General features: G+C 32.7%; 17 protein-coding genes. 8 read left to right on the top strand and 9 right to left on the bottom strand.

Going from position 1 to position 14,737, the window contains the following annotated elements:
* Positions 1–72 precede the first annotated feature (72 nt).
* The 3 genes from BG20_RS03490 to BG20_RS03480 all read left to right on the top strand — a co-directional run bounded on the left by BG20_RS03490 (position 73) and on the right by BG20_RS03480 (position 3,424).
* A complete protein-coding gene (locus tag BG20_RS03490) occupies positions 73–1,413 on the top strand; it encodes a DEAD/DEAH box helicase (RefSeq protein WP_048097035.1) in 1,341 nt (446 codons plus the stop codon).
* A gap of 49 nt (positions 1,414–1,462) precedes the next feature.
* Positions 1,463–1,690 carry an Lrp/AsnC ligand binding domain-containing protein gene (locus tag BG20_RS03485; protein WP_007402014.1) on the top strand — a complete coding sequence of 76 codons (228 nt, stop codon included), beginning with the start codon at positions 1,463–1,465 and terminating at the stop codon, positions 1,688–1,690.
* A 72-nt stretch (positions 1,691–1,762) separates the two neighbouring features.
* A complete protein-coding gene (locus BG20_RS03480) occupies positions 1,763–3,424 on the top strand; it encodes an acetolactate synthase large subunit (protein ID WP_010190996.1) in 1,662 nt (553 codons plus the stop codon).
* A gap of 27 nt (positions 3,425–3,451) precedes the next feature.
* Here the strand turns inward: BG20_RS03480 and BG20_RS03475 are convergent, their stop codons facing one another.
* The 4 genes from BG20_RS03475 to BG20_RS03460 all read right to left on the bottom strand — a co-directional run bounded on the left by BG20_RS03475 (position 3,452) and on the right by BG20_RS03460 (position 6,193).
* Positions 3,452–3,799, bottom strand: coding sequence for a hypothetical protein (locus BG20_RS03475; protein ID WP_420805925.1), 348 nt, complete (start codon positions 3,797–3,799; stop codon positions 3,452–3,454).
* 131 nt (positions 3,800–3,930) lie between these two features.
* On the bottom strand, positions 3,931–4,731 hold the full coding sequence (locus BG20_RS03470) for an amidohydrolase family protein (protein WP_048097039.1): 801 nt from the start codon (positions 4,729–4,731) through the stop codon (positions 3,931–3,933).
* A gap of 64 nt (positions 4,732–4,795) precedes the next feature.
* On the bottom strand, positions 4,796–5,377 hold the full coding sequence (locus tag BG20_RS03465) for a GNAT family N-acetyltransferase (protein ID WP_010190990.1): 582 nt from the start codon (positions 5,375–5,377) through the stop codon (positions 4,796–4,798).
* A gap of 72 nt (positions 5,378–5,449) precedes the next feature.
* On the bottom strand, positions 5,450–6,193 hold the full coding sequence (locus BG20_RS03460; RefSeq protein WP_010190988.1) for a hypothetical protein: 744 nt from the start codon (positions 6,191–6,193) through the stop codon (positions 5,450–5,452).
* 56 nt (positions 6,194–6,249) lie between these two features.
* Between BG20_RS03460 and BG20_RS11620 the strand changes: the two genes are divergently transcribed.
* Entirely contained in the window at positions 6,250–6,564 is a 315-nt protein-coding gene (locus BG20_RS11620) for an SHOCT domain-containing protein (protein ID WP_157999273.1), read from the top strand.
* A gap of 45 nt (positions 6,565–6,609) precedes the next feature.
* On the opposite strand, the gene BG20_RS13755 is transcribed toward BG20_RS11620, so the two are convergent.
* The 4 genes from BG20_RS13755 to BG20_RS03445 all read right to left on the bottom strand — a co-directional run bounded on the left by BG20_RS13755 (position 6,610) and on the right by BG20_RS03445 (position 9,632).
* Entirely contained in the window at positions 6,610–6,735 is a 126-nt protein-coding gene (locus BG20_RS13755) for a hypothetical protein (RefSeq protein ID WP_256359085.1), read from the bottom strand.
* A 115-nt stretch (positions 6,736–6,850) separates the two neighbouring features.
* Entirely contained in the window at positions 6,851–7,696 is an 846-nt protein-coding gene (locus tag BG20_RS03450) for a hypothetical protein (protein ID WP_010190984.1), read from the bottom strand.
* Between the two features lie 3 nt (positions 7,697–7,699).
* On the bottom strand, positions 7,700–7,846 hold the full coding sequence (locus BG20_RS12370; protein WP_157999272.1) for a hypothetical protein: 147 nt from the start codon (positions 7,844–7,846) through the stop codon (positions 7,700–7,702).
* A gap of 22 nt (positions 7,847–7,868) precedes the next feature.
* Positions 7,869–9,632 carry a mechanosensitive ion channel family protein gene (locus BG20_RS03445; RefSeq protein ID WP_010190982.1) on the bottom strand — a complete coding sequence of 588 codons (1,764 nt, stop codon included), beginning with the start codon at positions 9,630–9,632 and terminating at the stop codon, positions 7,869–7,871.
* A gap of 144 nt (positions 9,633–9,776) precedes the next feature.
* Here BG20_RS03445 and BG20_RS03440 point away from each other — a divergent pair, with 144 nt between their 5' ends.
* The 4 genes from BG20_RS03440 (at position 9,777) to BG20_RS03425 (ending at position 14,394) form a co-directional block, all read left to right on the top strand.
* Positions 9,777–11,144 (top strand): KamA family radical SAM protein, encoded by a 1,368-nt coding sequence (locus tag BG20_RS03440; protein ID WP_010190980.1) that lies wholly within the window; start codon positions 9,777–9,779, stop codon positions 11,142–11,144.
* 310 nt (positions 11,145–11,454) lie between these two features.
* Positions 11,455–11,853, top strand: coding sequence for a response regulator (locus tag BG20_RS03435; RefSeq protein ID WP_048097034.1), 399 nt, complete (start codon positions 11,455–11,457; stop codon positions 11,851–11,853).
* Positions 11,854–11,993: 140 nt separating this feature from the next.
* Complete coding sequence (locus tag BG20_RS03430) at positions 11,994–13,259, top strand: DUF7482 domain-containing protein (RefSeq protein WP_010190972.1); 1,266 nt, start codon at positions 11,994–11,996, stop codon at positions 13,257–13,259.
* A gap of 169 nt (positions 13,260–13,428) precedes the next feature.
* Positions 13,429–14,394 (top strand): TackOD1 domain-containing metal-binding protein, encoded by a 966-nt coding sequence (locus BG20_RS03425; protein ID WP_010190970.1) that lies wholly within the window; start codon positions 13,429–13,431, stop codon positions 14,392–14,394.
* Between the two features lie 105 nt (positions 14,395–14,499).
* Here BG20_RS03425 and BG20_RS03420 read toward each other — a convergent pair.
* The coding region (locus BG20_RS03420; protein ID WP_010190968.1) for a universal stress protein at positions 14,500–14,737 on the bottom strand (238 nt) is incomplete at its 5' end.

Below are 14,737 nucleotides of genomic sequence, written 5' to 3'. Positions count from 1 at the left end.
GAGATTGAATTTATCGGAATAATGACGAGTGGGCAATGAGCTTTTTCGTCATTGCTAAGAGAAGAAAATAAAATGACAAAATTTCAAGATTTAGGATTAAAAGAAGAAATACTGAAGGGGATTCGGGAAATGGGGTTTGATGATGCATTTCCTATTCAAGAAGCAGTAATTCCAGTTTTACTTACGGGCAGGGATGTTATAGGACAAGCACATACAGGTTCTGGCAAGACAGCAGCATTTGCATTAGCAATGCTTCAAGAGATTCAACCAAAAAAAGGAATTCAAGGTTTGGTAATGGCACCCACAAGAGAACTTGCAATGCAAATTACAACAGAGATAAAGAAATTTGGAAAATACACAGGAATTAGAGTTGCCACAGTATATGGCGGTCAAGGAATGGGATTACAATTAGATGCACTTGATAGAGGAGTAGAAATTGTAGTAGCAACACCTGGAAGATTAATTGATCATCTTAAACGAGGTTCTATTGAGCTTGGAGATGTAACCCACATTGTATTGGATGAAGCAGATACAATGTTAGACATGGGATTTGTTGATGATATTCAGTTTATTTTAGATCTCGCCCCAGAAGAGAGAGTAATGTCATTGTTTTCAGCAACGATGCCAACAGAGATTCTAAGACTAGCAGAAGAATATCTGAAGAATCCAAAACAGTTCTTACTGGATGCAGATGATCTTAGTGGAGAGGGAATAGACCAAGCATATCTTGTAATCAAAGACAGAGACAAAATGAAATATCTAATTGATTTTATAAAACCACTAAAAGGTCAGATCATAGTTTTCTGCTCTACAAAATACAGAACCCGAGATGTTGCAAAATATCTTCATCAAGAAAAGTTTGATGCAGTAGCAATAGAAGGAGACATGTCACAAAGCAGAAGAGAGCAATCAATGGGTAAATTCAGAAGTGGTAAAGTAGACATTCTTGTTGCAACAGATGTAGCATCAAGAGGAATTGATGTACCTAGAGTAGAACTTGTAGTCAACTATGACGTTCCAAACCAAGAGATGGCATATTTTCATAGGATTGGAAGAACTGCAAGAGCAGGTGCCAAGGGAAGAGCAATTACACTAGTATCATATTCATCCGTTGGGGATTGGAATTTAATCAAACGTCAAATCAAAGTACCATTAACTGACTTGAATAAGGAAATGGGAATAGAGATTTCAATTCCTGATCCTCTAAAGAGGCAAGTTCCTTCAAGAAGATATGGGGGTGGTTCTCAATCAAGATCTGGGTATTCAAGAGGTTCTCGTTCGGGAGGATATGGAAGATCTGGCGGATATGGTGGATCTAGTAGAGGAGATGCAAGAGACGATAGAAGTGGTGGAAGAAAAAAATACGGAGACCGTGGCGGTAGAAACAGCTATGGTGGACGTAGTCGATGGTAATAGATGTAAAACTTAAAGACAAGTATTGAACAAATAATTTAAGAATAAAATGCATGTTGGATTTATTTTATTGAATTGTGATTTAGGTGCAGAAGAATACATTGTTGAAGAGCTTAAACATATGAATAATGTCAAAAATGCATATCTTACCTATGGTGCATATGACGTAATTGCAGAAGTAAATACTAATGATCAGCATGAATTTGAAAAGGCAGTTGCAGATATTAGAAAATTATCCAGAGTTGTCAGTACTATGACTCTGAATGTCATAAATTAAGGGAAAATGTATTCTGAATAGAATACCAACAATCACACAAACTAGATATCTCAGATTGGAAAAAAGTGCATAATGAAAGCTTCGGATTTGTTTGTAAAGTGCCTTGAAAGTGAAGGGGTGGAATACATATTCGGTCTACCAGGAGAAGAAAATTCAGATTTTTGCATGTCATTGTTAAATTCTAAAATTAAATTCATTTTGGTTAGACATGAACAATCAGCGGCATTTATGGCAGATGTGTATGGGCGAATTACACCTAAAGTTGGGGTGTGTTTAGCAACATTAGGGCCGGGCGCCACCAATCTCACGACAGGAATTGCCAGTGCAAATATGGACAGTTCACGGGTTCTTGCCATAACAGGTCAAACAGATTCACATCTACTGCACAAGGAATCACATCAAAATATGGATGCGATAACATTATTCAAACCAATTACAAAATGGAATTGGTCTATTCGAAATACAGATAACATTCCAGAGATTGTAAGGCGTGCATTTAAAATTTCATTAGAAGAAAAATGTGGTGCAACGCATATTGAATTACCACAAGATGTTGCAAAAAGACAATCAGAGATCTTACCAGTAAAGCAATTTCCAATAATGCGTTCTAAACCACATCCAGAACTTGTAAAAGCAGCTGTAAAGATTATCCTAGAGTCAAAGAAACCACTCATACTTGTTGGAAACGGATGCATTCGTGAAAATTCTAGCTCACATATTAGACAGTTTGCAGAAAAAACAGGTATTTGTTCAATGAATACATTTATGGCAAAAGGTGTGATATCAGATAAATCTGAAAGACATCTTCAGACTATTGGCATCAAACAAGCAGATCATGCATTGATTGCCATGAAAAATGCAGATGTGGTAATTGCGATTGGTTATGATTTAGTAGAATATAGTCCAAAAAATTGGAATAGTGATTTAACAAAAAAGATTATTCATATTGATTTTACTTCAGCAGAAGTAGATACGTATTATCCCCCAACAGTAGAGATGAGTGCAGATGTGGAATATACTATTGATGCAATATTAGAAGAACTGGAAAAAGAAAAACAAGAAAATTCTTCAATTGACTATCCAAAAAAAGAGATGCCAGAATTATTCAAACAAATTAAACAACAAGTGGTAGATAGAATAGAGCGACATAAAAACGATCAATCATATCCAATTCAACCAGAAAAACTAGTGACAGATGTTAGAGCAAGTCTTGATGATAAAGATATTGTACTGTCAGATGTTGGTGCACATAAAATGTGGATTGCAAAAACATACAACACATATGAGCCAAATACATGTCTCATCCCAAACGGGTTTTGTTCCATGGGGTTTTCAGTTCCAGGAGCTATAGCATCCCAGTTAGTTTATCCTGAAAAAAAGGTTGTAGCAATGTGTGGGGATGGTTCATTTTTGATGAACGTTCAAGAAATAGAAACTGCATCTAGACTAAAACTCCCAATAATAATCATAGTGTGGGTAGATGGCGGATATGGTCTAATATCATTAAAAGAGATGGACGAGTACGGAAAAGATGCGTTTACCAAATTTAACAATCCAGACTTTGTAAAACTTGCACAGAGTTTTGGAGCAATTGGATATCATATAAAATCAACTGAAGAGTTTCCTAAAATTTTAGAAGAGGCAAAAAAATCTAAAGACAAACCAGTAATAATTGCAATAGATGTAGATTATTCAAGAAACAAATTACTACTGCATGATGATTTTGAAAAATAGATCAATTACAGACAATATCAGAATAACTTATGCTTGAAGAGTCTTGATTTTTTCTTGTAAACCAGGACTGATTTTATGGTCTTTACAAATTTCTTTTACAATTTCAATTAAAACTGAATTATTTTCGCGTAGAGTTTTGTTTTGATGTTTTAATTCTTCTAAATCATTTTCAATTATTTTTACATGTTTGGAAAATTTAATTGATTGTATTTTATTTTGTAACGCAATCTTTCTAGTTTCTAAAACCATTTTATCATGATGTACTTCTTTTAATTGATTATAATCATTATTTTTTATTTTATGATTTATTTCTTCAATTTCATTTTCATCTTCTTGAATTTCTAGTTCTTTAGAGGTTTTTTCCAATAATCTCACGTCATATCTCTTCTTAATTAGTTCTTTTTTTAGATATTTCCAGATGATTAGAGATATTCAAGCACAATAATTTTAAAAGTAAACGAATTTCCCTTCAGGTATGTTATAAAATTAGATTATGTGAATTAGATTTATGAGATTTTAAACAAGTCTTTTGCGTTTTGGTACATGAATTTATCTCTAAATTCTTTTTTTATGTTGAGTTTTGCTACAAAGCTTAGATAAGAATCCATGGTGCTAATTGGCCAATCTGTTCCGTAAAGAAGGTATTTTGGTTCTCCAGCATAGTTAATTAACTCTGCAACTTTTTCTTTTATCATTTTTTCAAAAAAGTGATCAAAACTACCAATAACTAAACCAGATATATCAGCATAGACATTCTTATTTTTATAAATGACTTCTTGTGCATCTTGAATCCAAGGATTTCCTAAATGACATAATACGATTTTTAATTCAGGATTATCTACTGCAACTTCATCAAGGTTAAGTGGACGAGCGTAACGAAGTTTTCCTTTTGGACTGTAAGTATCTCCAGTGTGAAACATAGCAGGAACACCAAATTCCACACATATGTCATATACTTTTTGATATCTTTCATCATAGGGATAATAATGTTCATAACCAGAATAAATTTTGAGTCCTTTTACCAATCCATCTTTAATCCATGTTCTAAAATTCTTTAAATCTTCATCAGTATGATTGTCAATTGAGAATCCTGCAACCACACCAAGGTTATCGTATTTTTTGATGGCATCAAGGATCTGTTTTGCTGATGGTCTCTCTGAATTTGTTTTATATGAGGATAAAATAACGGCATAATCCACATTGTTACTTATCATCTCTTTTTGAAGTTCAGCTATACGATCATCCAAAAGAGGAATGTTTTGCATGAGTTCGTATTGATTAACGTGAACATGACAATCGATGATCATTTTTCGATAAATTCCGGATTTTTCCACTCAATAAAAGTTGCATTGTTTAGAGAGCGTTCATCTTTCATGTAATTTGGAAGAATTTTAATAAATTTGAAGCCGTTTCTGAGCTGAAATTCCAAAACAGGTTCACGAATTTCATGTTTTTTACTTTTTTTACGTATTCTAATGGATCTAATTCTTTAGCATATTCACAGTAATTGAACAATCTTGCTCCTGCGATAATTCGTCGTAAATTGAGTTTTATGGCAAGTGTTTTTCTTGCATCATATAGTTTAGTTGCCACTCCCAATCTTCTATTATCAGGATGTGTAGATACATCTGCTCCATATAACGAATCACCTTTTGGATTATGGCCAGATAAGAAACTATCTCCACATACTCCCTTCCAAGTATGCTCTGCATATTCAGATTCAAGCTTTACAATTAAACTACTGCAAGAGCCAATAATTTTTCCATGGTATTCTGCTACAAACTGTCCTTCAGGAAATATCTTTAGATGTGCCTCAAGCTGATCAGGTTTCCAATAAACTCCTTGAGCTGCCATGTAAGGGAATGCAGCCTTTTGTAATTCAACAACTTTTGGGATGTCTTCTTTTGTTAATGTTCTAATAATTACGTGACTGTGATGAGTGTGAGCAGACATGATAAGTATAGAATATGTCTATATTATTAAGTCACCTAGAGAATCAAAAAAAGAATTAGATGATTTTTATAATTATAAAATTTTAGAAGACATACCATCGACTCTAAGAATTTTAGTATTGTTCTTTGAATCAGAAATTCGTATCTCATAAACAGGCAAGAAGATTTGTTCAAAGATATCCACTACAAGCCTTTCAGAAACAATTCTCAGAATATCTCCAAGATTATTTTTAACATTAGAAAGATAAACATCTATGATTGGTGCCTCAGTTAAATCAGAAGAACGAATATTATTTTTATTGGATTTCATAAATTCATCAGGAAAATTTTCAATGTATTTTGATTCAATCTTTAGATTTGGTTCTATCGGCTGTCCTTGTGAATTTAAATATAATTCAGATTCACGGTAGATTTCAACATGTTCCTCAACTGGAATGTCAGTCTTGTTCATTTTGTCACCAAACTTTATTGTGTCTTTGAATTTTTTCCACGTACCGGAATCAGTTAGAACAGGAAATACCCCTGTTCCAATAATTATTTCTTTAACATGTGGGTCAGTAGAAATTTGATGTGTGTTTTTTCGATAAAAATCAATATCATATTCTCCTTTAATTTTCCATATAGGTTCAAAAAACAAATCAGTTGACAAAATAGATATTTCGTCGGGTTTAGGTCTTTTAAACACATTACCAAACAAACCAGTTTTTTTCTTATCTATCAATTCTTTAATTTCATCTGATTCCACTTTCGGTTTTAAGATTAGAGTATTTTTGTTTGCGATTATTCTGTCCAGAAATGAATTTAGTGTATTTAGCATATAAAAGTCATGATCCAGATAAAGAAGATAAATAGTGACAGAGTTTAATGATAAACATGGCAACCCGTAAAAAAAAGCCTAGTAAGTTTTTTGACAAATTGAAGGACACAGTTACAGATGCAAAGGCTACTGGTGAGGCACTAAGCAAAGTTGCACTAGAAAAGGGAAAAGAGGGACTAGCAGTAGGTGCTGAATTAAGTAAAAAAGGCTCAGCAAGTATAGAGAAAAGTATTGCATCAGCAAAAAAATCATTATCATCAAGTGATGAAATGATTACGTTGATCGAAAGATTAGGTAAATTAAAAGAATCAGGTTTGATTACAGAAAAAGAATTTCAAGCAAAAAAGAAAGAACTTTTAGAAAAAATCTAAATCACCATTATTTCATAAAGACGTGATGATGTAATTTAAAAATAATTATTTCTTTCCAGATGAAGAATTTTTATAACATTTTTCACATAGAACGGGTTTATCTTTTGTGTAAACTAATTTTGCATCATGTTCTTTGACACCACATTCAAAACATTCTTCAACTCTAACCATAAATTCAACATACATTTAATGTTTAAAAAGTTTATAGAGAAATATTTAAAATTAATTTTCAAAAAGAATCATTAATTTGTTTTTAGCATATTTTTAATTTTGAATCGAATTTAAATTAAATAGGATGTTCAGAATCATCAACTTTTTTTGATTTTTCACTTTTATGAAAAAATTTTATTTTAATTAAATAAATAATACTAAGAACAATTTCAACAGACATCGATACAACAATAAATGCGGTTATTTGATAGATGAAACTAGGAATTTCTTTTAGTCGTACTACAATTTGATCAAGTGAGTAAAATTCTGGATTGTAAAGAAAAATACCCAGCAATGCAAACGGGAGTAACTTTGCAAGGTCTCTAGAGAGATCCTCTCTATAATAGGCAGATATTCTAACTGCAATTATTAACGCACTTGAAACAAGAAAGATTGTTGCTGTAGGTAATTGATGTACAAGAAGAAACATAATTGAAGAATAACCTAAAAACCACAAAAAGGCAACAAACGGAAAGATAAAGAAATTCATTGCAATAAATGCAACCACTCTAAGTGCAGCAGATGATGCCTCTCCATCAGATGAGAATTTTTTAGACGATAATCGATTTTCTAGATTGAAAGAAAACATATCACGTTTTGATAAAAATCTGTAAAAATGATAAACGAAAATTCCATAAATAACCATTCCAATTGAAAACCCAATAAGATCATAAATCGAAGAGTTTGCTGCAATATTTTGAACAAGATCATTTAGATAATCTAGTTTCAAATAATCAGAATTTTGAAAATTTTTCAGTGTACTAGACAAATCATTTAAAGAAGAACCAACATCAGATTCGACAATCTTTTCAGTAATTCCATTTTGCATTAATTCAAAGTCAAAATTAGGAATTGTGAATGTGGATGAGATTATAAAAATAGATGAAAACACAATTACAGAAATAAAAAATAATTTTTTCATAGACTAAACATCATTGCCTTTATCTATTTTTAGATTAGGAAATTCAACTATATCAATGGTACTGGAAGAAATTATTATTTTATTTCTTGCAAGTTCATCTAATATTAGTCGCGTGATTTTGTGACGTAAGAATATTCTATTTCTTACCATAGTAGGATTTATAATTGTAATATCAGGAATCGCTTCCGTCTCCTCTTAACAAATCTCCGATACCATATTTGTCAATGAGTTTTTTACGCTCATCATCAACTCTACTGATTTCTTCTGCCTCTTTTTTCTCATCTCCTTGATAGATAGTTCTGATTGGCCAAGGAATTCTAATACCATATCTTTTGAATTCTTCATATATCATCATTCTCATGTCAGTTTCCATCTTAAATTGTAAACCATAATCTCTCACATACACCCAAACTGCAAAGTCAAGAGAAGAGTCATTGAATTTTTGGAATCTAACTGTAGGTTGTTCTAAATCTAAAACAAATTGCTTATCACACCCACAACTAGGTTTGTTTTCATCTAGGTTTGGACATTTTGCTTGAACAGCAAGATGTCTTCCTTTAGAATCAACCACTTCAGATAATGCGCGAGTGCCAACTTTCATCAATGCAGCTGCTACTTGTTTAGGATCATTAAGATAAGAAACTCCAACTTCAACAGTTGCAGGTACGATAGCAAACTCCTTCGTGTAATTAATGATTTCACTTGTAACAAGTTGTCGTGTTGGGACAATTGCAACTGACTCATTTAGTGGATGCCTTACAAAGGTTACACGGGAAGTAATTTTGTATACAATACCCTTGTACCCACTAGCAAGAGCAATTCGTTCACCTTCAACAAAGATTTTGTCTTTTCTTATCATAAGATATGCAAAGTAATTTTCAAAGGTTTCTTTTAATGCAAAACCAACACCTATAGCAATACCACCACTGGCAGTTGCTAGTACAAACAAATCTACACCCCACCAAGAAATAATTCCTAAAACAGCACCGAGAAAGAATCCTAGTGGAATAAAATTTCTAAATGGTTTTGGGAGACCTTCTCTTTTCTTTTCTGCATAGCCAGGAGGTTTTGAACCTGCAAGAATGGGCTCATAGTTTGCTGCTCGTTTTTCTTCAGCCCAAATATCAATTTCATAGATCTCATCAGGAATTCTACCTGGAAGTAAAGGCCTTCCAAGTTCATTTTCTCCAGTAATACAATTATCATAGTATTGTTCATATTTTTTGTATTCTGATTTTTTCCATTCTAAAAAAGGATCTTTAACGAGTTTTTGATAACTTCCTATTCGAGTTCCTCCAGAAGTGGTAAATTTTTCAAGAAATAGTAGTCCTTCTTTAGTTTGCAATAGTTCATGAAATTCTTTTTCTGGAATTTCTTCTGGTGTATGTTTAGGAGGAATCCATTTGTAGCATTTATGAAATAAATCATCTTCATCATCTGAAAAACCATTCATGTCTCTCCAAGCTCTGAAATCTTCTTTTTCAAGTTTTAGTTTCTCTTTTTTCTCAAGAAGGATTGTAATGATATGACCCACAGTAAATGCAATAACTATGATGTTCATAGAATTTAGGAGTTTTGCAAAAGTTTCTCCAGGGGTAAGTTCAGCACTAAGTTTTTCTTTTAAAAGTTCAGCAGGATCATCAAATAATTCAAAAGTTTGGATGTAAATGTTAATTGATGAAATCAATGCCAATGCAAGGATAGGTAAGACCGCCCTTCGTACTATTTCAGCAAAAATAGGTTTACTATAACTGAATTTTTTTGTTCTCGTCCACTGTCTAAATTTTGTATAAATTGTAGCAATTACAATCAATCCAACTACCAAAATGGCAAATGCTATTTGCAATGAAATTGATGAAGACAATAATTCAATTAATGTTCCAATCTGACCCACTGCTGCTTGTTCTTCTACAACTGTGATATCTTCTGCTGCCATTTACTTTATCACCACATTTTTCCAGATAGTCATAACAATATCATTGATCTTATCATTTTTTATAAATCATTCAATCTAATTTTCTTAGAATCATACTAGGAGACAGAGGTTAACACTTAACAATGATAAAAATCATCATATATTATGCAAAGACAAGATTCTGTGTGGAGTGTCGGAGAATCACCTCGCATCAAAAGTTATACTTTAGTTAATTTTCGAGAATTACCTCAAATTCAAAAAATGGGAGCAGAGAAACAGTTTGAAATGGAAGTGGTTGGAAATGTATTACCATTTAAGACAAATAATTATGTTATAGAACAACTAATTGATTGGAACAATATTCCAAATGATCCGATGTTTGTTCTAACTTTTCCACAAAGAGGAATGTTAATTCCTGAACACTATTCAAAGATGGAATCTGCACTAAAAAAAGGAGATAAAAAAGAGATTCAAAATACAGCAAATGAAATTAGATTACAATTAAATCCGCATCCGGCAGGGCAAATGGAGCTAAATGTTCCAACATTAAAAGATGGAACAAAATTGCATGGAATGCAGCACAAATATCAAGAAACTTGTCTTTTCTTTCCTAGCCAAAGTCAGACATGTCATGCATACTGTAGTTTTTGTTTTAGATGGCCTCAATTCGTTGGGATGGATGAACTAAAGTTTGCAATGAGAGAGGGAGAACAATTAGTACAGTATCTACGAGAACATCCAGAAATTTCAGATGTGTTATTTACAGGTGGAGACCCAATGATAATGAAAGCTAAAGTATTTTCGACATATATCAATCCATTACTAGAAGCAAATCTTCCAAATCTCAGAACAATACGTATTGGTACTAAAGCACTGTCTTACTGGCCTTACAAATTTCTTACAGATGATGATGCAGAAGAAATGTTAGAGATCTTTAAGCGAGTGATAGATAAAGGAATTCATCTTGCAGTGATGGGACACTTTAACCACCTTGTTGAATTAAAGACAAATGCAGTAAAAGAAGCAATTAAAAAAATTCGTGCTACAGGAGCACAGATAAGAACTCAGTCACCATTACTACGTCACATTAATGATGATGCAGATATGTGGGCTGAGATGTGGAAGACCCAAGTACAGCTAGGATGCATACCGTACTACATGTTTGTTGTAAGGGACACAGGAGCTCAACATTATTTTGGAATATCACTAGTTGATGCACAAAGGATATTTCGAGACGCATACAAAAAAGTCACGGGTCTTGCAAGAACAGTTAGAGGCCCAAGCATGTCTGCAACTCCAGGTAAAATACAGATTTTAGGTATTACAGAATTGAATAATGAAAAATTTATGGTATTACGATTCTTGCAAGGACGAAATCCTGATTGGGTGCAGATTCCATTTTTAGCAAAGTATGATGAAAAAGCTATTTGGCTTGATGATCTTAAACCAGCTACAGGAGACAAATTCTTTTTTGAAGACGAGCTAAAAGAAATGATGAGCACGATTAAAATCGAGGACTATCCGGAATCTTAGATATGAATTTACAAGATGGTTCAAAGAATATCACAAGATCACATTTGTAAGATGAAGAGAACGAGAGTAACAGAATAATAAATTCAAAGTAGGTGTTTGTGCAAATGGGTTGTATTCTTTTTATTTTAAATCACAAATGATACATTTTCTTTTTGAATTTTTTCTATAATCTACTGCATGGGAAGTGTCAATGCATACAGACACTTAAGAAATAAGAGCATAATTTAGTTAATAAAAAATAAGGCGGGACAAGTTGTCTGCACAATAAAAACACACGTGGATTTTACTTATGTTATGCAAATAATGAATTGTGAACAATACTGTTTTGAAGATTTTGATTGTAGAAGATTCTAAAGCGCTTGCAAATTGGTATAAACAAATTCTAGAATCAAATGGCCATAAAGTCACTGTTACTTATGATGGAAAAACAGAACTTGAGATTTATGAAAAGGAATTAAAAAATGGATTAGTTAGTAAAACACCATTTGATCTTATCATCAGCGATAATTCCATGAAAGAGATGAATGGAGTAGATGCAGGAAAAATAATACATGATTTTTTTCCAGAACAAAAATTCTTTTTCATTACGGGTGAAAAAAATCGTGTTTTAGATGTATTTGACGTGGATGGAAAAAACATAGATGTTGAAGAAAAACCAATTTCTCTTGCATTATTTAACAAAAAGGTAAAACTTCTAGTTCAACATTAAGAAGTTATAAAATTATTTTATAATTTAAGATATAAAAAGAATTTTCCAAATTAAATATTACAACAGATATTTCAGCAATTTTGAAAAAATGATTTTGATTTGGAAAAATGCTTTTAACTTTTATCTAAAGATTTGAGCCAATGAATACAACACTAAAAACACTAGCTATCCTAGCTATCTTGCCAGTCTTTACTGTAGCATTGAGTCAAAGCTACCTTACAGATGCAGATGCTTTGAAAGCTCAAGGAGTAGGAGTTGCTTCTTATGGTTCTGCAAATGCTGGAATTGTTTGTGGAGATAGATTATGTTCTGAAGTATCTTCGAAATATGTTGAAAAACAAATGACAGAACAAAAGATGGAAGAAAAACAGATGAAAGACAAAGCCATGATGGAGGAAAAACATGCTATGGCATATAAAATGACTCAGTCTGTCGATGCTGGATCTGTTTTAAAGCTGTCTCGAGCAAATGTTCCAGCAACAATTCCATTACATCAAGGATACCATGATGGTGGAAATGTATACTATATCATTACAGATTCTAGCGATCAGACACATGCAGATACAATCTCAAAGAATCAGAAATGGAAAGTAGAACTAGCTCCATTGCTAAAGAACGCTCCAGCAAAAGCATTATCAAAAGCATACATGTTTACAAATGGAATAAGTGGTGATGGAGTACATAAATTCCAAGGAGAGGTATTTACCAGTACACCAGCACAACCAGATGTATACAGTGCACTCACATCACATGTTCACGTAACATGGAAAGACGGTGCAACACCAAGAATACTGAATTCTGAAAAAGCAATTTTAGATGCAGAGAAAAAAGGAGAACTGACACTCACACCAGTACAAGTTGTCTTAAACATGCCACAGATAGTTTGGCCAGATGGACAAATGATGGTAAAAAAAGACAAGACACTTGCCGATGATACACCATACGTTGGAGGTCAAGTTCTAAACATCGACACCAAAGAAAAAACTGTGACCTTTATTGCACACAGAGGATGGGGTCCTGATGGAAGAACTATTTACTACATCGTTACAGATGCAACACCTTCTGGTCCTGCAGAAATGATGGGAGTTACCAATGCTCCAAGAGATGCCAATCTGATTGCAAATTCAGCAGCAGTAGACATATACCAATTCACAAATGGAATCAAGGGCTCAGGTCCATTAGGATTCCAAGCAGGAATTGCATCAGGAGCACTAGGCGATGAAAACTATTCTCCAATGTGGAGAATCAACGTCATAGGATGGAAAGACCCAGCAAATGCAGCATTGCTTGAAAACATTTCAGATATCAATGCATACAAAAATGCAGGCAAGATTGACATTAGTTTAGCAAGACCTATGAACAGTGATCACATAGTGAACTGTCCATTCATTGATCCCTTTCAATAGGGATTAATCCATTTTTATTTTTTTAACTGTTTTTATGAGGACCACATGTATGGATTATCTAATTTAGGCAAAATTCTAGTCAACATATGAGTAAATTTAAAAAATATTTTTTGTATGATCATTTTATTCATACATGCGGATAATATATTTTAAAAAAAATAAGACCATATTGAGATTTCATGAGTATGTTGTATTAATCATTGAAGATAGTGAATCAATTAGAATAACGCTTTCTCAATATATTAAAAAAATGGGTTTTACAAAAATCGAAGAGGCAGTAACAGGAAAGCGAGGGATAGAAAAATTCATAGAACTGACAGAAATTGGGATCACACCACTAGTATTCTTGGGTTATCACTTGCCAGACATGAGTGCAGCAGAGATAGTTCCAATTATGTTATCAAAATCACCAGAAGCAAAACTTGTTCTAGAAACATCAAAAGATAGAAATGAAGAATCAGTTCGTCATTTATTTTCATTAGGTGTATCTCATTTTATAGCAAAACCATTAAGATTTGAAAATATGAAAGATGTAATCAATACAATTAAAGAAGAATTTGAACTTCAGACAAATATTTCAGTTGAAACAGAACTAGTTAAAATCAGAGATCACCTGAAAGCAGTTCGCAAAACAAGTATGTGTAGATTAATGCAAAATTTTAATTTTTCTGAAGAAAAAATGTCACAGTGTTTACAAGAATTAAGAAAGGAGGGAGATGTTTTAGAAATGAAGCCAATCAAAGAGATGTTATGTAATAAATGTAATTCAGTTAATACATCAATAATATTTGCGTGTCCAAATTGCAAGAGATATAATTTTTCTCAAACAAAATTAATCGAACATTATGATTGTGGAGCAATACACCCAGACTATATGTTTGAAAATGACAAATGTCCCCAATGTAAGAAATACATTAAGGCATTAGGTGTAGATCATAGAACGATATCAAATCTCTTTACTTGTAAAGAGTGTAACGAAAAATTTCCAAATCCAACCTTAGATCTCAATTGTATTAAATGTGAAAATAAATTTTCATTTTTTGAGGCAATCTGGATTGATAGTCCTATAATTATGTGGATAAATAAGTCTGAAAAACAACATAACGAAATAGAAGAAATCACGGTCCTAAAATAACTAAATTAACTAATCCCTGTTGTTGATTTTTAATCAAGCATTAACACCGAATTTTCCAATAATGAATTATTTCAGAAAAAATAATTGAATACAAAAATAAAAAATTTATTTTATCAAATAGACAGGTACCTTAGATTTATGAACAACGTAATTCGACACACTACCAAGCATCTCCCCTGTGGCAGAGCCAGCACCTGTGGTGCTCATCACTATGTCATCAAATTTACCACTCTGCGATAATTTTACTATCTCAATACTAGGTGAACCTCTGATTGTTTTTGTTTTAAATTTCACGTTTTTATTTCCTGCGTGTTCTGTTGCCTTTTTTAGAAGAATGTTTCCA

Origin of the sequence: Candidatus Nitrosarchaeum limnium BG20 (assembly GCF_000241145.1) — an archaeon.
GTDB lineage: Archaea > Thermoproteota > Nitrososphaeria > Nitrososphaerales > Nitrosopumilaceae > Nitrosarchaeum > Nitrosarchaeum limnae.
This window is presented reverse-complemented; position numbering and strand designations above follow the sequence as displayed.